The sequence below is a fragment of the Pseudomonas chlororaphis subsp. piscium genome (genome assembly GCF_003850345.1).
GTDB lineage: Bacteria > Pseudomonadota > Gammaproteobacteria > Pseudomonadales > Pseudomonadaceae > Aquipseudomonas > Aquipseudomonas piscium.
Genome location: NZ_CP027707.1, coordinates 851,624 through 874,134, shown reverse-complemented (window position 1 = coordinate 874,134; position 22,511 = coordinate 851,624). Strand labels below are relative to the sequence as shown.

The window sequence follows — 22,511 nt, the reverse complement described above, 5'->3', positions numbered from 1 at the left end:
CTACAGGTTTTGGGTCAGACCTTGGACAGCGCCCCCGCCGGCGCCCGGGACTTCCTGAAGAACAGCCAGTAGGCCAGGGTCAGGATCGCCAGGAAGGGCACGCCGAACACCAGGGTCATCTTGAAGGCCTCGGTGAAGTAGGTGGTGATCATCACCGCGCCCATCAGCACCAGGCCCAGCAGTGTGCTCCAGGGGAACAGGCGCATGCGGAACGACAGCTGCTGCTCGCCATGGCGCTGGTGGTAACGCCGGAAGCAGTAGTGGGTGAGAAAGATCATGAACCAGGTGAAGATCGCGCCGAACATCGAGATCGCCATCATCAGGGTGAACGAGCTTTCCGGGTACAGCACGTTGATCAGGGTCGCCAGGCCGATGCCCGAACTGGACAGCAGCAAGGCGTTCAGCGGGATCCCGCTCTTGCTCAGGGCGCCCATGGACTTGGGCGCATACCCGCCGCGGGACAGGCTGAACATCATGCGCGTGGTGATGTACAGCTGGCTGTTCATCGCCGACAACGCGGCGATCAGGATCACGAAGTTCATCACCCCGGTGGCGCCGGGAATGCCGATGGTCTGCATCACCGTGACGAACGGGCTCTGCGCCTTGCCGGCCTGGACCCAGGGCACGATGGCCAGCATCAGCGCCAGGGTCAGCAGGTAGAACACCACCAGCCGCACCATGGTCGCGCGAAAGGCCTTTTTCACCGCCCGCTGCGGGTCCTCGGCTTCGCCGGCGGCCACCGCGATCATCTCCACGCTCAGGTAGCTGAAGATCGAGACGATCACCGCGATCCACATGCCCTGCACGCCGTTGGGGAAAAAGCCGCCGTGGGCGCTGTAGTTGTGCAGGCCGTAGTCGGCATTGCCGGAGCCGAACACCACGTACACCGCGAGGATGATGAAGCCGACGATGGCGGCGATCTTGATGGTGGAGAACCAGTACTCGAAGTTGCCGAAGGTTTTCACGCTGATGGCGTTGAGCAGGATCAGCACGCTGGAGAACGAGACGATCCACACCCATTCCGGCACGTGGGCGAACCAGTACTTCATGTACATGGCGATGGCCGTGACCTCGGCGCCGACCGCCAGCACGATGGCCGCCCAGTAGGCGTAGCGCACCAGGAAACCGGCCAGCGGGCTGATGTAGAACTCGGCGTAGGCGCCGAAGGAGCCGGAGGTGGAATGGGCCACGGTCATTTCCGCCAGGCAGCCCATCAGCAGCAGGGTGATGACCGCGCCGATGGCGTAGCTGAGCAGCACGCTGGGCCCGGCGTAACCGATGGCGTAGGCACTGCCCATGAACAGCCCGGTGCCGATCGCCCCGCCGATGGCGATCATGCTCATCTGCCCGGCCGTGAGCTGGCGGCGCAAGCCCTGTTCACGATTGGAAATCGCTGCAAAACCCTTGTTGGTCGTGGTCACGTTCATCAGCCTCTTATTATTGTGTGCACGCGTTGATCGGTGTCGCGAGCCGTCCCTGGCCGGTTCTGGTATCGCCCTGTAGCCGCTGCCGCAGGCTGCGATCGAGGCCGCAGGACTCGCATTTCCAGGTGCCGCGGTCTATCAGGCAGACCGTGGCCTCCATCGCAGCCTGCGGCAGCGGCTACAGGTATCGGGCTTCAGGTCACGCTGTGGCGGATCTGGAACTGCGGCTGGGCCCAGGTCTTTTCGTCGAGGATTTCACCGAGGATCTGCACCGCGTCCCAGACTTCGCTGAAGCGGGTGTACAGCGGCGTGAAACCGAAGCGCATGATCCGCGGTTCGCGGTAGTCGCCGATCACGCCCCGGGCGATCAGGGCCTGGATCACCGCATAACCTTCGGGGTGTTCGAAGCTGACATGGCTGCCGCGCCTGTCGTGTTCGCGCGGGGTGACCAGCTTCAGGCCATGGGCCGCGCAGCGCTGCTCCACCAGTTCGATGAACAGGTCGGTCAGGGCCAGGGACTTGCGCCGCAGGCTGGCCATGTCGGTCTGCTCGAAGATCTCCAGGCCGCACTCGACCATGGCCAGCGAGGTGATCGGCTGGGTGCCGCACAGGTAGCGGGCGATGCCGCTGCTCGGCCGGTATTGCGCTTCCATGTCGAACTGTCGTGCATGGCCGAACCAGCCGGACAGCGGCTGCTTGACCAGGTCGCAGAGTGTCGGCGAGACCCAGGCGAAGGCCTGGGAGCCCGGGCCGCCGTTGAGGTACTTGTAGGTGCAGCCGATGGCGTAGTCGGCGCCGGCCTGCTTCAGGTCCACCGGCACCGCGCCAGCGGAGTGGGCCAGGTCCCACAGGCTCAGCGCGCCGCACTCGTGGGTCAGCGCGGTCACCGCCGGCATGTCGTGCATGTAGCCGGTCTTGTAGTTGACGTGGGTGAGCATGACCACCGCGGTGTCTTCGCCAATGGCCTGGGGCAGCTCCTCGGGGCTGTCCACCAGGCGCAGGGAATAACCCTGCTGCAGCATCTCGGTCAGGCCTTCGGCGATGTACAGGTCGGTGGGAAAGTTGCTGCTCTCGCTGACGATCACCCGCCGCTGCGGCGCCTTGAGCGCCTGCACGCGCAAGGCCGCGCTAAGCACCTTGAACAGGTTGATCGAGGTGGTATCGGTGATCACCACTTCGTTGGCATCGGCGCCGATCAGCCGGGCCAGGCGGTCGCCGAGGCGCTGCGACAGGTCGCGCCAGCCGGCGGTGTTCCAGCTGCGGATCAGGCCATTGCCCCACTCTTCGGCAATCACCTGTTGCGCCCGTTGCAGGGCCGCCACCGGGCGCGCGCCGAGGGAGTTGCCGTCGAGATAGATCACCCCGTCGGGCAGCGCGAACTGGTTGCGCAGCGGCGCCAGCGGGTCCTGTTCGTCGAGGGCCAGGCAGTGGTTTCTTGTTGTCATGGGAGGTCCTGTTTTCACTATGGCATGCGGCAACGCACGCAATGCCGAGGGAGGTATCGGCGGCTGCACGGTGAAGAAATAATGAACGAAGCCCTGGAGAATTTTCGTGCAAAATGCGCTATGAGAGCGGCACAGCCTCGAAGATTATTCGACTACAACTTAAAAAAACGCGGATAAATGCCAACCATGATTCTCGACTCGACAGACCTGCGAATCCTGCACTTCCTGCAACAGGACGGCCGTATCAGCAACCAGGAGCTGGCGGAGAAAGTCGCCCTCTCGCCCTCGGCCTGCCTGCGGCGCCTGCGCCTGCTGGAGGGCGAAGGCATCATCAGCGGCTATCGCGCGGTGCTCAACGCCGAGCGCCTGGGGATCGAGCTGGAGGCCATCGTCCATGTGTCGCTGCGCCAGGACGTGGCGGACTGGCACGAGACCTTTATCAAGAAGGTCCAGCAGTGGCCGGAAGTGGTGACCGCCTATGTGATCACCGGCGCCAGCAACTATGTGCTGCGGGTCCAGGCGCGCAACCTCAAGCACTTCTCGGATTTCATCGTCAATCACCTGAACCGCACGTCCGGGGTCACCGACATCCGCTCGGAAATCGTCCTGCAGAAAATCAAGGAACAGGACGGCCTGCTGGACCTGGTGCTGCGCAAGTAAAACGGGTGGCCTGTGGGGTACAGGCCACTAGAAACCGCCCAGGCGCCGCGCATCGTGGCGCTGCAGGGTGACGCTGGGCGACTCGCCGAACAGCTTGCGGTATTCGGCGGAGAACCGCCCCAGATGGCTGAAGCCCCAGCCCAGGGCGATCTCGGAAATGGTCCGCGCCGAGCCGTGTTCGAGGATTTCCTGGCGCACCGCGTTGAGCCGGTACTTCTTCAGGTAGACCATCGGCGACAGGGCGAAATACTTCTTGAAGGCCTCGAACAGCTTGAAGCGCGAGACCCCGGCGGCGGCTTCCAGGTCCTCCAGGCACAGCGGTTCGCGGGCGTTGGCGTGAATGTATTGGCGGGCGCGGACCAGGTAGTGAGGCAACTTGACCTCCAGCACCTCGCGCAGCTCCGCCGAGTAGTTGTTCGGCTGGGCGAGGATCAGGCCCTTGATCAATGAGCTTTCCAGGTCGCGGGTGAAGGCCAGCTGTTCATACAGCTCGCTGCTGCGCTCCAGTTCGGCGATGAAATAGCGCGCCATGCGCCACCAGGACGCCGAGGCCCCTTCCACCGCATCCATCACCGCCTCGAAGCGCAGCGGCGCTTCCGGTGGCCGTTGCAGCAAGGCCTCCAGCGCTTCGCTCATGGCCGCCCGGGTAATCACCACCTGGACTTTGCGGCAGTCGCCGGAGATCGCCAGCATCTGACTCTCGTTGGGGGCGATGATCACCCCCTGGTCGCGGTTGGAACGCAGCAGCCGGCCGTCCTTGCTCAGTTCCTGATCGCCGCTCAGCGGCAGGCTCAGGCTGTAGCTGCTGAAATGCTCGGCGTCTTCGATGTCGATAGTGACGTCGGTGCCGTACTCGATGGTGCCCAGGGTGGTGGCCCGCGACTTGAACACGTTGGCGCTGTGATGAAAGCGGATGCGCTCGGGGGTGCTGGTCTCGAGCCGGTGCGGCCCGCAAATGCCGGACATCCAGCTTCTCGCCCCCTCGAGGTCGTAGCGATCGATACGAATATCGCGAAACTGCGAATCAGCCTTGCTATTCATCACGGCGCACCCACGGCAATATTTTTTTGCGCGCTCTGACGGCGCGTCTGATTTGAAGTACTGACCTGCAAGAGCAAGTTTTGCGCCACCGCCCGGGACTGCCAACCGACTGGATAGCAATCGCCAACTAAGTGGATAGAACCCGTCCACCCGGAGCGCATAACCCACGCAAGACTGCGCCCAACAGTAGCTCATCGCGACATCGCGGTGCAGCCGTTGATCGCCTGGGGCGCCGGCCGTGGGTATTCAGCCCCCAGGTGTTACCCCTCGCGCCCGTGGGAGCGAGGCTTGCCCGCGATGGGTACGGCGCGCTTTGGCGGATGCACCGCGTGATCCTTTATCGCGAGCAAGCTTCGCTCCTACAGAAGCCCTCAGCGCCATTCAATTTTATGGATGGCCTTGGCCGACTAAGCGGATAGCCACCCCTGCCCCGCACTCCCTCTAATGCACCCACTGATTGGCCTGAATAAAACCGCATCTATAAAAAAGGTAATCACTCATGAGTGGTGCAAGAAACGCAGAACAATGGAAAAGCTTCATCGACGGCTGCCTGGACTTTCGTCCGGACGACGGCGTATTCCGCATCGCCCGGGACATGTTCACCGAACCCGAGCTGTTCGACCTGGAGATGGAACTGATCTTCGAGAAGAACTGGATCTACGCCTGCCACGAAAGCGAGCTGGCCAACAACCACGACTTCGTGACCATGCGCGCCGGGCGCCAGCCGATGATCATCACCCGTGACGGCGAAGGCCGGCTCAACGCACTGATCAACGCCTGCCAGCACCGCGGCACCACCCTGACCCGGGTCGGCAAGGGCAACCAGTCCACCTTCACCTGCCCGTTCCACGCCTGGTGCTACAAGAGCGACGGGCGCCTGGTGAAGGTCAAGGCGCCGGGGGAATATCCCGAAGGCTTCGACAAGGCCACCCGCGGCCTGAAGAAAGCCCGCATCGACAGCTACAAGGGCTTTGTCTTCATCAGCCTCGACGTCCACGCCGACAACTCCCTGGAGGACTTCCTCGGCGACGCCAAGGTGTTCTTCGACATGATGGTCGCCCAGTCACCCACCGGTGAACTGGAAGTCCTGCCCGGCAAGTCCGCCTACACCTACGACGGCAACTGGAAACTGCAGAACGAGAACGGCCTCGACGGTTATCACGTGAGCACCGTGCACTACAACTACGTGGCCACGGTGCAGCACCGCCAGCAGGTCAACAGCGAAAACGGCGGCGCCAGCGCCACCCTCGACTACAGCAAGCTCGGCGCCGGCGACGCCAACACCGACGACGGCTGGTTCGCCTTCAACAACGGCCATAGCGTGCTGTTCAGCGACATGCCTAACCCTTCGGTGCGCTCCGGCTACGCCACCATCATGCCGCGCCTGGTGGAGGAATACGGCCAGGAAAAGGCCGAATGGATGATGCACCGCCTGCGCAACCTCAACGTCTACCCGAGCCTGTTCTTCCTCGACCAGATCAGCTCGCAGCTGCGGATCATCCGCCCGCTGGCCTGGAACAAGACCGAGATCATCAGCCAGTGCATCGGGGTCAAGGGCGAGTCCGACGCCGACCGGGAAAACCGCATCCGCCAGTTCGAGGACTTCTTCAACGTCTCGGGCATGGGCACCCCCGACGACCTGGTGGAATTCCGCGAAGCCCAGCGCGGTTTCCAGGGCCGCCTGGAACGCTGGAGCGACATCTCCCGCGGCAGCCACCGCTGGGCAACCGGGCCGACCCGCAACAGCGAGGCCATCGGCATCCAGCCGGCCATGACCGGCACCGAATTCACCCACGAAGGGCTGTACGTCAACCAGCACCGCAACTGGCAGAAATTCCTCCTCGACGGGCTGGCCAGACAATCCCTGAAACTGCGTGAGGTGTGAACATGAGTGCGCAACTGCAATACCGTATCGAGCAGTTTTTCTACCGCAAGTCCGAGCTGTGCGACGCCCAGGACTGGGACGCCTACCTCGAACTCTTCGACCCGCAGAGCGAGTTCCACCTGCCGCAGTGGGACTCCGAGCATGTCTACACCACCGACCCGAAGCGCGGCATGTCGCTGATCTACTACGCCAACCGCTCGGGCCTGGAAGACCGGGTGTTCCGTATCCGCACCGGCAAGGCCGCCTCGACCATTCCTATGCCGCGCACCCTGCACAACATCAGCAACGTGCGGATCGCCGAACAGGCCGATGGCAGCCTGCAAGTGCGGCTGAACTGGCACACCCTGTTCTATCGCCTGGCCACCGCCGAGCAGTTCTTCGGCAATGCCACCTACAACCTCAAGGCCCACGGCGACAGCTGGCTGATCACCCGCAAGCATGCGCTGCTGCTCAACGACACCATCAACTCGGTGCTCGATTTCTACCACCTCTGACGGAGACCGGGCATGAACCACAAGGTCGCGTTCAGCTTTGCCGATGGCAAGACGCTGTTCTTCCCCGTACACGCCAACGAAATACTGCTCGATGCCGCCCTGCGCAACGGCATCAAGATCCCCCTCGACTGCCGCGAGGGCGTCTGCGGCACCTGCCAGGGCCGCTGCGAATCGGGCAACTACAGCCAGGACTACGTGGACGAGGAAGCCCTCTCCAGCGCGGACCTGGAGCAGCGCAAGATGCTCAGTTGCCAGACCCGGGTGCAGTCCGATGCCACTTTCTATTTCGACTTCGATTCCAGCCTGTGCAGCGCCGCGGGGCCCGCACAGCTGAGCGGTACGGTCAGCGAGGTGCGCCAGGTCTCCGACAGCACGGCGATCCTGCAACTGCAGCTCGACCAGGACCAGGCGGCGCTGGACTTCCTCCCGGGGCAATACGCCCGACTGTCGGTCCCCGGCACGTCGAGCAAACGTTCCTACTCGTTCGCCAACCGCTCGGGCAGCCAGCAGCTGCAATTCCTCGTGCGCCTGCTGCCCGACGGGGCCATGAGCAACTACATCCGCGAACGTTGCCAGGTCGGCGACCGTATCGAGCTGGAGGCGCCGCTGGGGGCCTTCTACCTGCGCCATATCGTCCGGCCGCTGGTGCTGGTGGCCGGCGGCACCGGGCTGTCGGCGCTGCTGGCGATGCTCGAACAACTGGTCGCCGACGGCTGCACCCAGCCGGTGCACCTGTACTACGGAGTGCGCAACGTCGCCGACCTGTGCGAAACCGCGCGTATCGAGGCCTATGCCGGCCAGCTGCCGGGCTTTCGCTACACTGCGGTGATCAGCGAGCCGACGGCGGACTGGCCGGGCAAGCGCGGCTATATCGCCGAGCATTTCGACTGCAGCGAACTGCGCGATAGTCCGGTGGACATGTACGTCTGCGGACCGCCACCGATGGTCGAGTCGATCAAGAACTGGTTGCAAGATCAGCGACTTGAGAGCGTTCAGCTGTATTACGAGAAGTTCACCGAGAGTAATATCTGATCCGTCCGCAGTCAGCCGCGATCTGGCCGCGAACACGGACAGATCCGATAACAATGAGAAGAGAGCGTGATTAGTGGATGAAATCCTGAAACCCGGCGAACTCAAGCGTGGCTTGAAGAACCGCCATATTCAGCTGATTGCCCTGGGCGGGGCGATCGGCACCGGACTGTTCCTGGGCTCCGCCGGCGTGCTCAAGTCCGCCGGCCCTTCGATGATCCTCGGTTATGCGATTGCCGGGTTCATCGCCTTCCTGATCATGCGCCAGCTCGGCGAAATGATCGTCGAAGAGCCAGTGGCCGGGTCCTTCAGCCACTTCGCGCACAAGTACTGGGGCGGTTACTTCGGCTTTCTCGCCGGCTGGAACTACTGGGTGCTCTATGTGCTGGTGGGCATGGCCGAACTCACGGCCGTGGGCAAGTACGTGCAGTTCTGGTGGCCGGAAATCCCGTCCTGGGTCAGTGCGGCGGTGTTCTTCGTGCTGGTCAACCTGATCAACATGATGAACGTGAAGTTCTTCGGCGAAGCCGAGTTCTGGTTCGCCATCATCAAGGTGGTGGCCATCATCGGCATGATCGCCCTGGGCTGCTACATGCTGGCCAGCGGCAGCGGCGGCCCGCAGGCCGCGGTGAGCAACCTGTGGAGCCACGGCGGATTCTTCCCCAACGGCAGCACCGGCCTGCTGATGGCCATGGCCTTCATCATGTTTTCCTTTGGTGGCCTGGAACTGGTGGGCATCACCGCCGCCGAGGCCAGCGAGCCACGCAAGGTGATCCCCAAGGCGATCAACCAGGTGGTGTACCGGGTACTGATCTTCTACGTCGGCGCCCTCACCGTGCTGCTGTCGCTGTACCCCTGGGACCAGCTGCTGCAGACCCTCAACGCTTCCGGCGATTCCTACAGCGGCAGCCCGTTCGTGCAGATCTTTGCCCTGATCGGCAGCGACACCGCGGCGCATATCCTTAACTTCGTGGTCCTGACCGCGGCGCTGTCGGTCTACAACAGCGGCGTGTACTGCAACAGCCGCATGCTCTACGGCCTGGCCGAACAGGGCGACGCGCCCAAGGCGATGATGAAGCTGAACAAACAGGGGGTGCCATTGCTGGCCCTGGGCGTTTCGGCGCTGATCACCCTGCTCTGCGTGGTGGTCAACTACCTGGCGCCGCAGGAAGCGCTGGAACTGCTGATGGCCTTGGTCGTTGCCTCTCTGATGATCAACTGGGCGCTGATCAGCCTGACCCACCTGAAGTTCCGCAAGTCCATGGGCCAGCAAGGCATAGTGCCGTCGTTCAAGACCTTCTGGTTCCCGTTCAGCAACTACCTGTGCCTGGCCTTCATGCTGATGATCGTCAGCGTGATGCTGATGATTCCCGGGATACGGGTTTCGGTCTACGCCATCCCGGTGTGGGTCGCGCTGATCTGGGTGTTCTACCGCCTGCGGGTGGCCAGGACTGGTACTCGGGCGGTGGTCTGACAGGACTGCGGCGCGCCCATCGCGGGCAAGCCTCGCTCCTACAGAAGCGGAGCTTGCTCGCGATGAACATCGTTACCGTAGGAGCGAGGCTTGCCCGCGATGAACGATGACGCGATGGCCCTGATTACAACGCCCCGTGTTCAGCCAACAAAAAGGCCCGGCATTCGATGAATGCCGGGCCTTTTTATTGGCCTGTCGCTTACAGCGTCGAACGCACGCGCCACAACTCGGGGAACAATACGGTGTCGAGCATCTTGCGCAGGTAGCCGACGCCTTCGGTGCCGCCGGTGCCGGGCTGGAAGCCGATGATGCGTTCCACCGTAGTCACATGGCGGAAGCGCCACTGGCGGAAGGAATCCTCCAGGTCGATGAATTTCTCCGCCAACTGGTACAGGTCCCAGTAGCGCGACGGGTCGGTGTAGACCTCGCGCCAGGCGGCTTCCACCGACGGATCATGCTGGGTCGGCGTCTTGCTGTTCAGGGCCAGGCGCTCGGGGTCGATGGCCAGGCCGGCCTTGGCCATCAGGCCGATGGCTTCGTCGTACAGCGACGGCGTGGCGAGCGCCAGCTCCAGTTCCTTGAGCAGTTCCGGACGATGGGCATGGGGACGCAGCAAGGTCTCGCTCTTGTTGCCGAGGATGAACTCGATCTCGCGGTACTGGAACGACTGGAAGCCCGACGAGTGCCCCAGGTAGGGCCGGATCGACTTGTACTCGGACGGGGTCATGGTCGCCAGCACCGCCCAGGCATGCACCAGTTGGTCGAAGATCCGCGACACCCGCGCCAGCATCTTGAACGCTGGCTGCAACTGACCCTGATGCACATGCTCGCGAGCCGCATTGAGCTCATGCAGCATCAGTTTCATCCACAGCTCCGAGGTCTGGTGCTGGATGATGAAGAGCATTTCGTTGTGATCCGGCGACAAGGGATGCTGGGCATTGAGGATGCGCCCCAGGTCCAGGTAGTCGCCGTAGCTCATGGAATTGGAAAAATTCAGCTCGGCGTTATGCCAGCCATCGGGCGGCGGGTTGCTCGAATAGGGACATTGACTCATCGCGTGGGCTCCTCATATCAGGTCGCGGCTGGTCGATCACCCGGAGCTGGCCCTGATCGAGGGCGCGCGGGGTCGAAGCTTTGTTGTTGTAAATACTATTGTAGGAATTATCGCGACAAAGGCCGCAGGATGGCGCGCACCGGGCTCGCATCCAGATGAGCGAAACGCAGGGGCAGCGCGATCAGTTCGTAGTCACCCTCGGCCACCTCGTCGAGCACGATGCCTTCGAGAATCGCCAGGCCATGGCGGGCGACGGCGTTATGGGCGTCCATGGTTTTCGATTGCTGCGGGTCGAGGGACGGGGTGTCGATACCGATCAGGCGCACACCGTGGCTGGCCAGCAGCTCGACGGTTTCCTTGGCCACGGCGCTGAAGTCCGGGTCCCAGGTGCTCAACGGCGCCTGTCGATAGGTGCGCAACAGCACCCGCTCGGGCAGGTTGTCCAGGTGGCCTTCCAGGTGTTGGGGCAATACCAGCGGGCCACAGCCCAGGCAATGCACGACCCGGCACGGGCCGAGGTAGACGTCCAGTGGCACCTCGCCGATCGGCGCGCCATCGGCGCTGTAATGCAGCGGCGCGTCGACATGGGCACCGGTGTGCGGCGACAGGGTGATACGCCCGACATTCACCGGGCACTCGGGTCCGTACTGCCAGACCCGCTCTTCCTGGAACGGCGTGTCGCCGGGCCAGGTCGGGGTCGCGGTACTCAGGGGCGGGCTGATGTCCCACCAGCTTGGGGTTGTGTTCATAGTGCTGCTCTCGGCCACTTCGACCTGAATCATACGAGCGATACCCGTGAAGATTCTTGCGAAATGCTCCGGCGACCGCCGAATCTTTCGCAAGAACTGCTAGGAAATCACTGATTCACGCTTGGAAATTTCAATGCAAACCGCGGCAACACTTCGCGGGCGGCTACTGCGTTTCTGGGCACCCCGATGTCGAGTACAGACAACTGATGGGGCGCCGGGCGCTATAGGGTGCGACTTCAGTTCTCAGCCAAGACCCCGGAGTCCTCATGACCGCGACTGCCCCCATCACCGTTCTGCGCGACACTCACCCGCTGCCGGTGCTCGATGCCTGCAAATGGGAAAAACTCGAAGGCGACCCGCACACCGTCAACCTCAACGCCTACACCAGCGAAGACGGCAGCAAGATCATGGGCACCTGGATCTGCACGCCCGGCAAATGGCGCGTGGACTACGTGAAATGGGAGTACTGCCATTTCCAGGAAGGCTACTGCGTGATCACTCCCGACGGCATGGACCCGATCCACCTGCGCGCCGGCGATATCTTCGTGGTCGAGCCGGGGATGAAAGGCACCTGGGAAGTGGTCGAGACCGTGCGCAAGTATTTCGTTTTCGCCTGATACCCGAAGATTCAGGCCACAGTTCTGCAAATGCCTGATCGGCCCGGCGAAGGACTTTTCGCGAAACATCAAGAGGCGCTCATATCATTGAAGAGCGCCTCTTTTTTATAAAACCACAGCAATAAGGCGCACGCCCGCCATGCACTTCCCGGCCTAATGATATTGGCCAGCCAGAAGTTTACTCATCTCATGCCTAGCGAATGCAGACAGCCCATTTAAACTTCCAGCAAGCTTGCTTAAACAAAAAAACCAAGCAGACAACCCGCATTTAAAACTTTAGAAAGTCTATTAATCCAACGACTAAAAAGGGGACGTCTCAACGTCCCCTTTTGCACATCCAAGTGCCTGGCGGTGTATCGGGCACTTAGTCTTTGGCTTTCGAGATTTTCCATGAGCCGGTATTGCCGTCCCGATTCAGATAAGGGGTCGTCGATACCGCATATTTGACGCCCTCGCCACTGGCATGCCCACAGGTATCCAGAAATCCGCCGCGCACATCGTTGTAGCCATTCAGGAAGTGCACGACATCCCCTTCTCTCACCTTGAAATCCTTGGGATCTGAGGTATCGGCAAAGATTCGCCAGTGCAGGGTATCCGCCGGCCGCGATTCCTTGAGGGCTGTGACCACGTTATAGATCGACGGTTTTGTCGCGTGGCCATTGGTGTCCAGGTAACCACCCTCGTTCTTGTAGAGGTTCCACAGCAGGATCACATCGCAACTTTCAACCTCGGTCCCTACCGCCTTGCCTGTCGCGGACTCGATGACCCAGGTGCCAGTACCCGGGCCGCGATGAGGAGTGGTTGCGGTGACTACGCCGTAAAGGCTGTTCGGGGCGGTCGCATGATTACAAGTATCGAGATAACCGCCATCCCAATTGTTGTAACCATTCTTGATATGAACCTTGTCTCCGTATTTCAGAACATCTGCCATGGTCTATCTCCCTGATAAAACCTCATATACATGCCATATCCATGACATGCCGTTATTCGACAGAGATGCTGTCGACACGAATCACCTTAGCTATCAATCCCGATACTGCCAGGGCATGCCTTATACATTGTCGCGATAACACCACTTGCGAACACTTCATCCCTACTCGGCAAATATTACGGACGATATTCGATTGTAAAATTGTCATAAATCGATGTTTTTTTCTGAACAAACGCGATTGCCAAGGACGGCGCACTCGATCCCGGCCTGTGCCAGCGGCTACAGGGGAGCGAGGTCCATTGAAGTGAGGGAGATGGCAAAAAAACCGGGAGCCCGCCCGACGCGAGCTCCCGGAAAAACCCCTATTGGGGTTTGCGATAGCTGTTGACGATAGCCGAGAAGTCCATGCCCCCTTCCCCGCGCAGGCTCATGGCCTGGTACAGCTGCTGCGCCACGGCGCCCAGCACCACCGGCTGGTGCGCCTGGCGGGCGGCCTCGGTGGCCAACCCCAGGTCCTTGAGCATCAGCTCGGCGCCGAAGCCGCCGGTGTAGCCACGGGCGGCCGGTGCGGTTTCGATCACGCCGGGCCAGGGGTTGTAGGTGTCGGAACTCCAGCAGCGCCCGGTGGAGCTGTTGATGATGCCCGCCAACACCTTGGTGTCGATGCCCAGGGCATCGCCCAGGGCCATGGCTTCGCTGACACCGATCATCGAAATGCCCAGCAGCAGGTTGTTGCAGATCTTGGCGATCTGCCCGGTCCCCACTTCACCGCAGTGCACGATATTGCGGCCCATCTGCGCCAGCACCGGCTGCAGGGTGGCGAACAGTTCGGCGCTGGCGCCGACCATGAAGGTCAGGGTGCCCGCCGCCGCGCCGCCGGTGCCGCCGGATACCGGCGCATCGGCCACGGCCACGCCCTGCTTGGCGGCGGCCGCGGCCACGTCGCGGGCGGTCTGCGGGTCGATGGTGCTGCAATCCACCGCCGGCGTGCCACGGGCGATACCCGCCAGCACCCCGTCGTCACCCAGCCAGACGCTGCGCACATGGGGCGCGGCCGGCAGCATGGTGATCACCAGCTCACTGTCTTCGGCGGCGGCGCGCGGCGAGGTACTGATGCTGCCCCCCAGTTCGGCCAGTTCCTTGAGCACGGCCTGGTTCAGGTCGAACAGGTTCAACTGATGCCCGGCCTTGAGCAGGTTGCGCGCCATGGGTGCGCCCATGTTGCCCAGACCGATGAATGCGATTTTCATGAGCCGACTCCTCAACGCAAATGGATGGTGGTATTCACGCCATCGTTGACGCTGTCATCGTCGAACCAGCGACTGGTGACAGTCTTGGTCTGAGTGTAGAACTGCACCACTTGCTTACCGTAAGGGCCCAGGTCGCCCAGCTTGGAACCGCGGGAACCGGTGAAGCTGAAGAAGGGTACCGGTACCGGAATCGGGATGTTGATCCCGACCTGGCCGACATCGATTTCGGTCTGGAACTTGCGGGCCGCCGCGCCGCTCTGGGTGAACAGGCCGGTGCCGTTGCCGAAGGGGTTGCTGTTGACCAGGGCGATGGCCTGGTCGAGGGTGTCCACTTCCAGCACCACCAGCACCGGGCCGAAGATTTCCTGGGTGTAGATCTGCATGTCGGTGGTCACCCCGGAGAACAGGGTCGGGCCGACGAAGTTGCCCTGCTCGAAACCCGGCACCTTGACGTCGCGACCGTCCAGCTCCAGCTTGGCGCCTTCCTTGATGCCGCTTTCGATCAGGCTCAGCACCCGCTCCCTGGCCCGCTTGGAAATCAGCGGCCCGACATCGGTGCCCGGCTCGCTGCCGGCATTCACCTTAAGTTTCTGCGCCAGCGCCTTGAGGTCCGGCAGCCATTGTTTGGCCGCGCCCACCAGGACCACCACCGAGGTGGCCATGCAACGCTGGCCGGCCGCGCCGAAACCGGCACCGACCAGGGCATTGAGCGCCTGTTCGCGGTTAGCGTCGGGCAGCACCACGGCGTGGTTCTTCGCGCCCATCATCGACTGCACGCGCTTGCCGTGTTTGCCCGCCAGGTCGTAGACGTGGGTGCCCACCGCCGTGGAGCCGACGAACGACACCGCCTTGATGTGCGGGTGGGTGCACAGCTTGTCCACCACGTCCTTACCGCCATGCACCACGTTGAGCACGCCAGGCGGAACCCCGGCTTCCAGCGCCAGTTCCACCAGCAGCATGGTCGACAGCGGGTCCTGCTCCGAAGGCTTGAGGACGAAGGTGTTGCCGCAGGCGATGGCCATCGGGAACATCCACAATGGAATCATCGCCGGGAAATTGAACGGGGTGATCCCGGCGCAGACGCCGATCGGCTGGCGCAGGGTGTAGGTATCGACGCCACCGGCGACGTTCTCGGCGAACTCGCCCATCTGCAGGCTGCCGATCGAGCAGGCATGCTCGACCACTTCCAGGCCACGGAAGATGTCGCCCTCGGCATCGGCGATAGTCTTGCCCTGTTCGGCGCTGAGCACCTGGGCAATGCGCTTGGAGTGTTCGCGGATCAGCGCCTGCAGCTTGAGCATGATGCGCATCCGCGCGCCGATCGGGGTCAGTTTCCAGGTCTGGAAGGCGCGCTGCGCGGCTTCGATGGCGGCGTCGACTTCATCCGCCGTGGCGAAAGGTACCTTGGCCAGCACCTGCTGGGTGGCCGGGTTGGTGATGTCGTGCCACTCGCTGGTCCGAGATTCGACCCACTGGCCGTCGATCAGCAGCTTGACCTGCTGCAAGGTGGTGCCGTCGGGCGTGAGGGATGCGTTCATACGGGTCTCCTGACTTCTTGAGGTTCTTATGCAGGGAGCCAAGGCGTGGGACCGCCTTGAAATGAGGCGTGCGTCGCGAGTTGGTTGTCGGACTGTTTTTGGAGTATAGATGTGCAAACTTCTAATAAGAACGCACATAAAAGCCGGTCCATCATGCAAAAAAACATCACATCCCTCGGCTCGCTGAACTGGGACGACCTGAAGTTTTTCCTCGAAGTGGCTCGCACCCGCAAGGCTAGCAGCGCGGCCAAGCGCCTGGCGGTGGACTACACCACGGTGTCGCGGCGCATCGGCTCGCTGGAAGTCGCGCTGGGCACCCTGCTGTTCGAAAAGTCCCGGACCAACGGCTTTGTCCTGACCGCCGAGGGCCAACGCCTGCTGGGTTATGCCGAGTCGATCGAAAGCACCCTGCACATGGCCTGCGAGCAGGTTTCAGGCTCGGGCGTGGCCCTGTCCGGCCATGTGCGCATGGGCTGCACCGAAGGTTTCGGCAGCTTTTTCATCACCCCGCAGTTGAGCCATTTCGTCGACGCCTACCCGGCGATCTCGGTGGACATCCTGCCGCTGCCGCACTTCATCAGCCTGTCCAAGCGCGAAGCCGATATCGTCATCGCCCTGGAGCGCCCGGAACATGGCCCCTATGTCTGCTGCAAACTCTGCGACTACCGCCTGCAGCTCTATGCGACCCAGGAATACCTCGACCAGCACCCACCGATCCGCCGCCCGGCGGACTTGAGCGAACATCAATTCATCAGCTACGTGGACGACCTGGCGTTCAGCTCGGAGCTCTTGTACCTGGCCAATGTGCTGCCCGGCGCCAGCGCCAACCTGCGCAGCACCAGCGTGATCGCCCAGTACGTGGCGGCGCAGCAAGGGCGCTCGCTGGCGATCCTGCCCTGCTTCCTGGCAGCCCAGGACCCACGCCTGCTGCCAGTGCTGCCGGAGGAAATAGACATCACCCGGCAGTTCTGGATGTACTGCCGCGAAGACCTGCGCAAGCTCAAACGGATCACCCTGCTGTGGGACTACATACGGGAGATCACTGAGCTGAACCGCCCGTTATTATTGGGCGAAACGCATGTCCTTCGGTTCGCAGACTGAGCATCTGCAAGGAGTAAGGGAGCCGCATCGTAGCGAGGTCAGCAGGCTCTTGGCAACGGTTTATGACAGGACTTGCTACGCCATTTGTGACACCGGAGAGCATCCCAGCTCACCGAGAAGGCTCAACTTCCAGAGGCGCGCAGGCACGCCATAAAGACCCCATGCGGACATGCGCGACAAGGCTCAGACGCACTGTGAGCTGGCGAGCAGCTAACGAGGGCCTACGGGGGAACCTGCGACCGCTGAAGCATTGAGGTGGTCACTCCCAAATTTTCTGTACTTTTCCGTTGAAGCCCTTCTGGCAGAAAGTGACGACATGGGCAAGGTTAAATCGCCTTGAGACCAAGCGAACGAGCCGCTGAAGGAGTCAGGTGGCCGAGCTCCACGGCAGCCCTCAGCCCTCTCTGGGTGTTCTTGTGGGACTTTTTGATGGGCGCCCAGTCACAGCGCTCGTTGAATACGTGACGCTCAAGAATAGCGGCGCTCTGGTCATTACCAAGAAACCTCATCTTCTCAGCGACCAATTGGGCCGCATCGGGCATTTCAAGGACGGCCTCAAAGGCGTCATAGACCATCGTTTCGAACTCAGGGGAGACCCATGCTGCGTACTTCAGTGCTGCTCTCTTGGTTGCCTTCGTTACCGGAGTAGCACCATCGCCTACCGTGTCCAAATTGTGGATACGCTCCATAGCCTTGGCATCCTTGTCACGCCACCGGCTTGGTCGTTTCGTCTTGGGTAACTTCAGGGTCTGCCAGATGTCGGTCAGGTTCCACATACCGGCGTCGTTTGCCTTGAACGATTGCCCCTCGATGATGATTAGGTGGTCAGCATGTTTGTGTCTGATGTTGATGCTGTTCATATTTTCATGATCTCCATATTGGTTTGCCTTCTGGCCGACCTCCACGACTCAGCAACTCGACCTCATGAAAAGGGCAGAGCGTGGTTCCAGAAGGCAAGCCAATAGGGCGAGTAGGTTGCTGTGCGAGGGACCCAGAGCAGGCGGTCGGGCCTGTAAGTGTCCTTTGTGATGAAGGGAATCATGGTCGCAAGACCGTTCCCATGCTCAATGGATAGCTCAAGGAGCAGTCTTAAAGTTCTTCTCTGCGGTGGGATGTTGTTATCACAACCCTCATCCCTCCAGACAGGATTCCTGTAAGACAAGAAGAAACCCGCTGAGGTGTCCAAAACGAGGGTCTGGAAGTTCTCTATATAAATGCGGGTTTAATTCGATTGCCCCAGGGGGCGGAGGTCGTGGTGCAATTTGGCCAGCGCATCGGGTATCGGAGTCAACAGTTCATCGGTCCATGGGCTCTCTCCGGGCAGGAGGTCACCGTTCATGTCTGCAATCAAACTTGGTGGTCTGGCTTTCATCATAAATGGGATTGCCAGCTCCATGGCCTTCATGTAGCGCTGAGCCTGTGATTGGCTGTAGCTGAAGAGTTCTTGTACGCCTACGGTGGTCACCTCGTCGAGCATCTCAAGAATCACAAAGCACTTCCGAACGGACAACGGCATGGATTTTCCGCCACTGTCGATGGGGCGAGCATGCCAGTCCAATCGTGCGACGCCCTCTATAACGTCCTGTGCGAACCCTGGGTATCGACCGTAAGCTGTCGTCGGGCCAATGTAGGTGAAGAATGGATTCTTGATTACTTTGGGTCTACGGCCTCGGGTGCTGGCCTTGGAGATGGTCTTCGTGATTGCTTTCGGGGGGATCTGGCGGCGCCCAATGTTGTTAGCAATCCAACGATCTGTTCGAGCGCCAATACGTTTGTCCAACTCGAACACCTCGGCAGGTGTAAGCATAATAAAAGCTCCTCATTAGTAAGGAGTCGGACGAGATGTCCTCCTTCCCTATGTAGTGAGGGCTTTTAAATCGCCCCAGCTAAACGGCACCTCTGCTTGAAAATCGCTGTTACCGGATCAACGCCGCGACGCTTAATCCAGCGGATTCTGAACAAATGACAATTCAGACGGCTTTTAGGACATTTCCTACATCCCTTCTTCTTCCTGCTTGTTAACGTGAATCGATTTAGCTTTCCACAAGCTCACAGGCGCACTGTTCGCCTACTCCGTATATGTGGGTTCACGTGAAATGATTGGAAAAGGAACATGGGATGTTCAACGCAAGTCCGCAGACGCATTTCAGTCTGACCATCAATGACTTCAAGCACGACCTTCAGGTCCTTTCGTTCACCGGCCAAGAGTCCATCAGCGCACCCTTTTCCTTTGATCTGGAGCTGGTCAGTGAGCGGCCCGATCTGGACATCGAAAGCCTCTTGCACAAGCAAGCCTTTCTGGCCTTCAACGACCAAGGCGCCGGTATTCATGGACAGGTCTACCGCATTGCGCAAGGTGACTCAGGTAAGCGATTGACCCGCTACAGCCTGACCTTGGTCCCGCAGTTAGCCTATCTGGCGCACCGAACCAACCAACGAATATTCCAGCAGCGAACCGTCCCGCAGATCATCGCGCAAGTTCTTGAAGAACACGGTATCCAAAGCGACGCCTACCAGTTTCAGTTGGGGTCGATCTATCCCGCACGGGACTACTGCGTCCAGTACAACGAATCTGACCTCTACTTCATTCAGCGTCTGTGCTGGGAAGAAGGCATCCATTACCACTTTCAACATTCGCAACAAGGCCATGCACTGGTATTCGGCGACGACCAGACGATATTCCCCAAGCTGGGCAGGCCGACAGCCTATGTGCAGGACAGTGGTCTGGTTGCCGATGAACCCGTGATCAAACGTTTTAACCTGCGTTTTGCGACCCGCACCAGTCGAAGCACACAACGCGATTACGACTTTGAGAAAGCCCGCATGACGCTGGAGGCCGACTATCGCCCAGCGACCGAAAACGGACAGCCTGATCTGGAAGATTATCAATACCCTGGTGGGTTCCTTCAGCGCGAACGGGGCAAACTGTTGAGCCAGCGGGCTCTGGAAGGCCATCGTGCAGACTACCGTCAGGCCGAAGGTAAAAGCGATCAACCCATGCTGGTCAGCGGTCACTTTCTGGAGCTGTCCGAACACCCACGCCAGGAGTGGAATGACCTCTGGTTGCTGACCTCGGTTCGCCACGAAGGCTTACAACCTCAAGTGCTGGAAGAGAGCCTTCCCAGTGACACCAGCGAGCGCAAGGACGATTTCCATCAGGGCTACCGCAACACCTTCACGGCCACTCCGTGGGATGTGTTCTATCGCCCACAACAGGCCTACGAGAAGCCTCGGATCTTCGGCAGTCAGACGGCAGTGGTCACCGGTCCCAAAGGCGAGGAAATCCACTGTGACCAGCACGGGAGGGTCAAGGTCCAGTTCCATTGGGACCGCGAAGGCCTGATTGATGACAAAAGCAGTTGCTGGCTACGTGTCGCCTCCAGTTGGGCAGGAACCAGCCACGGCGCGGTGACCATCCCTCGGGTCGGCATGGAGGTACTGGTTTCATTCCTTGAGGGCAACCCGGATTCCCCCTTGATCAGTGGCTGTCTCAGTAACAGCGCTAACCCTGTCCCCTACGAGCTGCCCGCTCACAAGACCCGCAGCGTCTTTCGTAGCCGCAGTTCACCCGACAGCACCGGCTTCAACGAGTTGCATCTGGAAGACCGTAGCGGCCAAGAGCTGATCTACCTGCGGGCTCAGCGCGACATGGAACAGAAGGTCGAAAACGATAGCCGCTTGGAAGTCGGTAACGAACGCAAGGAAACCATCAAGGGTAACAGCATTGCCGTATTGGAAGCCGAAGACCACCGCACCGTCACCGCTGACCGCAAAGTCCAACTCAAGGCCAACGACTACTTGTTGGTCGGTAGCAGCAGCCATACCCGCGTAGGCCAAACGCTGGTCGCCGAAGCCGGGCAGGAGGTCCACCTTAAGGCCGGGGCCAACCTGATTCTGGATGCGGGCGCCAGCATTACCTTGAAGGCCGGTGGTCAACACATCGTGATTGGCCCTGGTGGGATCTTCAGCAGTTCCGATATTCAAATCGGTGGCGCCCCGGTAGGAGGCACAGCAGCTAATCCAATATTGCCAGGGGCACTGACAGCCCTAATGGCCCCTCCTGCACTCCCGCCGATGATTGCCCCGTCCCAGAATGCCCTGATGGCCGTCTCCAGGGTGAAAAGCCCTGACTTCTGTCCGATCTGCGAGGCCTGCAAAAATGGTCTGTGCTTGACTGAGGGAGCCACGGCATGACCCGCACGACGCCTCAGCAATGGATGATTGAACAACGCCGCCTTGGGCACGCCCTGTGCCTGATCCTGGATTCTGACGGGGAACTCAACACACGCCAGCTGCTATTAGGCAACCTGGAGGCCAGCCAGTATTGCAGTGTGTACAGCGAGACGCCCGTCTCTGATCTGGCGGATGCCGGGCCCTTTATATTTCTTATCGACAACCCGGAAGATGGACGCTTGAACGAGTTGCTCAAGGCGCCTGAAAGGAACTGGGGTTGGCTGGCCAGTGTTGCGCCTGAGGCAGGACTAAACGAGCTGGCCAGACATTGGCGCGAACGGCTGATTGTCGGGATACGCCCCCATCAGGCCCTTTACCGTTTTCACGATAACCGTGTGCTGAGCCGCGCACTGGGGCACTTGACCCCTGAGGTCCTTCCTGAATACCTCGGGCCCGCAATCAGCGTCTGCTACTGGCAGGGAGAACACTGGCAAGCCCTTGGCAATCCAGCCCCAGGCAACCATCCAGTCCCCAAGAACCCTGCATGGTGCAACGTGCCCGCTGAAGGCGACCAATCGGCTCACCTACGCGAAGTCAATGCCCGCCGCTATCTACTGGCAGAGCATATGGAGGCCTACGCCCGCATTGCCGAGCAACAAGCCCCCAACCTATGGCTTGGCGCTCAGTTGGCCTTGGCGGACACCTGGGGCTGGCAATTGCCGGAGCAACTGGAGTTCTTGTTGGTCCAGAGTTTAAAGGAAACAGACGGTACACTTGCCGAGCGCTGGCAGGCGCACCCTGATGAAACTCCGACAACTCATTTCCAGCGGGTTTATCAGGCAACGCAATTCTGGCAAGGAGACGCCTCGTAATGACACGAACAGTTAAAAGCCTGCTTTTGGGTTTCGGCATGGCCCTAGTAGCAGGGTGTGCGATTGGTCAATCGGAAAGTTTTACCTTTACGGCTGATCTACCGCCTAACTTCGCTTATTACGCGATAGCTAAATATGCACCTGCCGAGGGAGAAACCTGTACGGTCACTCTCGACGATAATCCATACCTGGGTTTTAACAGGGAGTGGCGCACCGAATACAAACCAGAACATAAAGTTCCAATTTACCGAACAGTTAAAGGCTGCCGACTGGCCATCTACAAGATCGACTTAGAAATCAACGCTACCTACGGCAAAGACCGTGGAGACTTTAGCGGTGATACAACGGCAATCGCTATTAGGAAGGAGTTGGAAGAGAAATATAAAGGAGTTTTTGATGCCGCCGGAGAAAGTTCTATAGATGGTCAATGTCAATGGTCGTTCCGTACATCAGGGAAGACTCGCGTCCTTAGAAAACTCCTCGAATGCAAAAAAGTTGACGCTCAGGGCATGGTGACGAAAGGGCGTCCCGTTGGGGCTTACACCTTGGATCAACTACCGGGAAAGACCGTGAAACTGAATATCAAACTGGCTGATGAGGAAAAGCCATCTATAGGTGATACGTGGGTCAAGGTCCCTGGTGGCTGGAAGCGTTGCATGGGCAAAAGCTTTGAAGACCAATATGCATTCTGCTTCGGGAACTATAAAGACTTCAGTACATTCCGCATGCCCGATGGCAAGCAATGCTCCATTTACCCTGGCTGCACAGAATAAG

20 protein-coding genes are annotated in these 22,511 nt (G+C 60.4%); 10 read left to right on the top strand and 10 right to left on the bottom strand.

The window, feature by feature from the left end; genetic code table 11:
• Nucleotides 1-14 precede the first annotated feature (14 nt).
• Together C4K38_RS03875 and kynU are read right to left on the bottom strand one after the other, a co-directional pair.
• Entirely contained in the window at nucleotides 15-1,427 is a 1,413-nt protein-coding gene (locus tag C4K38_RS03875) for an amino acid permease (RefSeq protein WP_164486994.1), read from the bottom strand.
• Nucleotides 1,428-1,618: 191 nt separating this feature from the next.
• Nucleotides 1,619-2,869, bottom strand: a complete 1,251-nt coding sequence (gene kynU / locus C4K38_RS03870; protein ID WP_053277350.1) for a kynureninase — start codon at nucleotides 2,867-2,869, stop codon at nucleotides 1,619-1,621.
• Nucleotides 2,870-3,055: 186 nt separating this feature from the next.
• On the opposite strand from kynU, the gene C4K38_RS03865 reads away from it, so the two are divergent.
• On the top strand, nucleotides 3,056-3,529 hold the full coding sequence (locus C4K38_RS03865) for an Lrp/AsnC family transcriptional regulator (protein ID WP_009046863.1): 474 nt from the start codon (nucleotides 3,056-3,058) through the stop codon (nucleotides 3,527-3,529).
• Between the two features lie 27 nt (nucleotides 3,530-3,556).
• Here the strand turns inward: C4K38_RS03865 and C4K38_RS03860 are convergent, their stop codons facing one another.
• Nucleotides 3,557-4,570 carry an AraC family transcriptional regulator gene (locus tag C4K38_RS03860; protein WP_053277349.1) on the bottom strand — a complete coding sequence of 338 codons (1,014 nt, stop codon included), beginning with the start codon at nucleotides 4,568-4,570 and terminating at the stop codon, nucleotides 3,557-3,559.
• A gap of 499 nt (nucleotides 4,571-5,069) precedes the next feature.
• Here C4K38_RS03860 and antA point away from each other — a divergent pair, with 499 nt between their 5' ends.
• The 4 genes from antA (at nucleotide 5,070) to C4K38_RS03840 (ending at nucleotide 9,452) form a co-directional block, all read left to right on the top strand.
• Nucleotides 5,070-6,455 (top strand): anthranilate 1,2-dioxygenase large subunit, encoded by a 1,386-nt coding sequence (gene antA / locus C4K38_RS03855; protein ID WP_053277348.1) that lies wholly within the window; start codon nucleotides 5,070-5,072, stop codon nucleotides 6,453-6,455.
• 2 nt (nucleotides 6,456-6,457) lie between these two features.
• Entirely contained in the window at nucleotides 6,458-6,949 is a 492-nt protein-coding gene (gene antB / locus C4K38_RS03850) for an anthranilate 1,2-dioxygenase small subunit (protein WP_053277347.1), read from the top strand.
• A gap of 12 nt (nucleotides 6,950-6,961) precedes the next feature.
• The gene (gene antC, locus C4K38_RS03845; protein ID WP_053277346.1) at nucleotides 6,962-7,981 is read left to right on the top strand and encodes an anthranilate 1,2-dioxygenase electron transfer component AntC; all 1,020 of its coding nucleotides are present in this window, start codon (nucleotides 6,962-6,964) and stop codon (nucleotides 7,979-7,981) included.
• Between the two features lie 73 nt (nucleotides 7,982-8,054).
• Nucleotides 8,055-9,452: an amino acid permease gene (locus tag C4K38_RS03840; protein ID WP_053277345.1), complete on the top strand. Its 1,398-nt coding sequence runs from the start codon at nucleotides 8,055-8,057 to the stop codon at nucleotides 9,450-9,452.
• 199 nt (nucleotides 9,453-9,651) lie between these two features.
• Here the strand turns inward: C4K38_RS03840 and kynA are convergent, their stop codons facing one another.
• Nucleotides 9,652-10,506, bottom strand: a complete 855-nt coding sequence (gene kynA, locus C4K38_RS03835; protein WP_053277344.1) for a tryptophan 2,3-dioxygenase — start codon at nucleotides 10,504-10,506, stop codon at nucleotides 9,652-9,654.
• Nucleotides 10,507-10,613: 107 nt separating this feature from the next.
• Nucleotides 10,614-11,255 (bottom strand): arylformamidase, encoded by a 642-nt coding sequence (gene kynB, locus C4K38_RS03830; protein WP_053277415.1) that lies wholly within the window; start codon nucleotides 11,253-11,255, stop codon nucleotides 10,614-10,616.
• A 266-nt stretch (nucleotides 11,256-11,521) separates the two neighbouring features.
• Here kynB and C4K38_RS03825 point away from each other — a divergent pair, with 266 nt between their 5' ends.
• Complete coding sequence (locus tag C4K38_RS03825; protein WP_007922165.1) at nucleotides 11,522-11,872, top strand: cupin domain-containing protein; 351 nt, start codon at nucleotides 11,522-11,524, stop codon at nucleotides 11,870-11,872.
• A gap of 364 nt (nucleotides 11,873-12,236) precedes the next feature.
• On the opposite strand, the gene C4K38_RS32485 is transcribed toward C4K38_RS03825, so the two are convergent.
• The 3 genes from C4K38_RS32485 to C4K38_RS03810 all read right to left on the bottom strand — a co-directional run bounded on the left by C4K38_RS32485 (nucleotide 12,237) and on the right by C4K38_RS03810 (nucleotide 15,591).
• A complete protein-coding gene (locus tag C4K38_RS32485; protein WP_231998574.1) occupies nucleotides 12,237-12,803 on the bottom strand; it encodes a hypothetical protein in 567 nt (188 codons plus the stop codon).
• Nucleotides 12,804-13,165: 362 nt separating this feature from the next.
• Nucleotides 13,166-14,053, bottom strand: coding sequence for a 3-hydroxyisobutyrate dehydrogenase (gene mmsB / locus C4K38_RS03815; RefSeq protein WP_053277343.1), 888 nt, complete (start codon nucleotides 14,051-14,053; stop codon nucleotides 13,166-13,168).
• A gap of 11 nt (nucleotides 14,054-14,064) precedes the next feature.
• Nucleotides 14,065-15,591, bottom strand: a complete 1,527-nt coding sequence (locus C4K38_RS03810) for a CoA-acylating methylmalonate-semialdehyde dehydrogenase (RefSeq protein ID WP_053277342.1) — start codon at nucleotides 15,589-15,591, stop codon at nucleotides 14,065-14,067.
• Between the two features lie 153 nt (nucleotides 15,592-15,744).
• Between C4K38_RS03810 and C4K38_RS03805 the strand changes: the two genes are divergently transcribed.
• Nucleotides 15,745-16,692, top strand: coding sequence for a LysR family transcriptional regulator (locus C4K38_RS03805; RefSeq protein ID WP_053277341.1), 948 nt, complete (start codon nucleotides 15,745-15,747; stop codon nucleotides 16,690-16,692).
• A gap of 326 nt (nucleotides 16,693-17,018) precedes the next feature.
• On the opposite strand, the gene C4K38_RS03800 is transcribed toward C4K38_RS03805, so the two are convergent.
• Together C4K38_RS03800 and C4K38_RS03795 are read right to left on the bottom strand one after the other, a co-directional pair.
• Entirely contained in the window at nucleotides 17,019-17,552 is a 534-nt protein-coding gene (locus C4K38_RS03800; RefSeq protein ID WP_053277340.1) for a KilA-N domain-containing protein, read from the bottom strand.
• Nucleotides 17,553-17,914: 362 nt separating this feature from the next.
• On the bottom strand, nucleotides 17,915-18,499 hold the full coding sequence (locus C4K38_RS03795) for a hypothetical protein (protein ID WP_053277339.1): 585 nt from the start codon (nucleotides 18,497-18,499) through the stop codon (nucleotides 17,915-17,917).
• Between the two features lie 311 nt (nucleotides 18,500-18,810).
• Between C4K38_RS03795 and C4K38_RS03790 the strand changes: the two genes are divergently transcribed.
• The 3 genes from C4K38_RS03790 to C4K38_RS03780 are packed head-to-tail and all read left to right on the top strand — an operon-like array spanning nucleotide 18,811 to nucleotide 22,510.
• Nucleotides 18,811-20,886, top strand: coding sequence for a type VI secretion system Vgr family protein (locus tag C4K38_RS03790; RefSeq protein ID WP_053277338.1), 2,076 nt, complete (start codon nucleotides 18,811-18,813; stop codon nucleotides 20,884-20,886).
• Complete coding sequence (locus C4K38_RS03785; protein WP_053277337.1) at nucleotides 20,883-21,737, top strand: DUF4123 domain-containing protein; 855 nt, start codon at nucleotides 20,883-20,885, stop codon at nucleotides 21,735-21,737. The genes C4K38_RS03790 and C4K38_RS03785 overlap by 4 nt, the downstream gene beginning before the upstream one ends.
• Entirely contained in the window at nucleotides 21,737-22,510 is a 774-nt protein-coding gene (locus C4K38_RS03780; protein WP_053277336.1) for a hypothetical protein, read from the top strand. The genes C4K38_RS03785 and C4K38_RS03780 overlap by 1 nt, the downstream gene beginning before the upstream one ends.
• Nucleotide 22,511 lies beyond the last annotated feature (1 nt).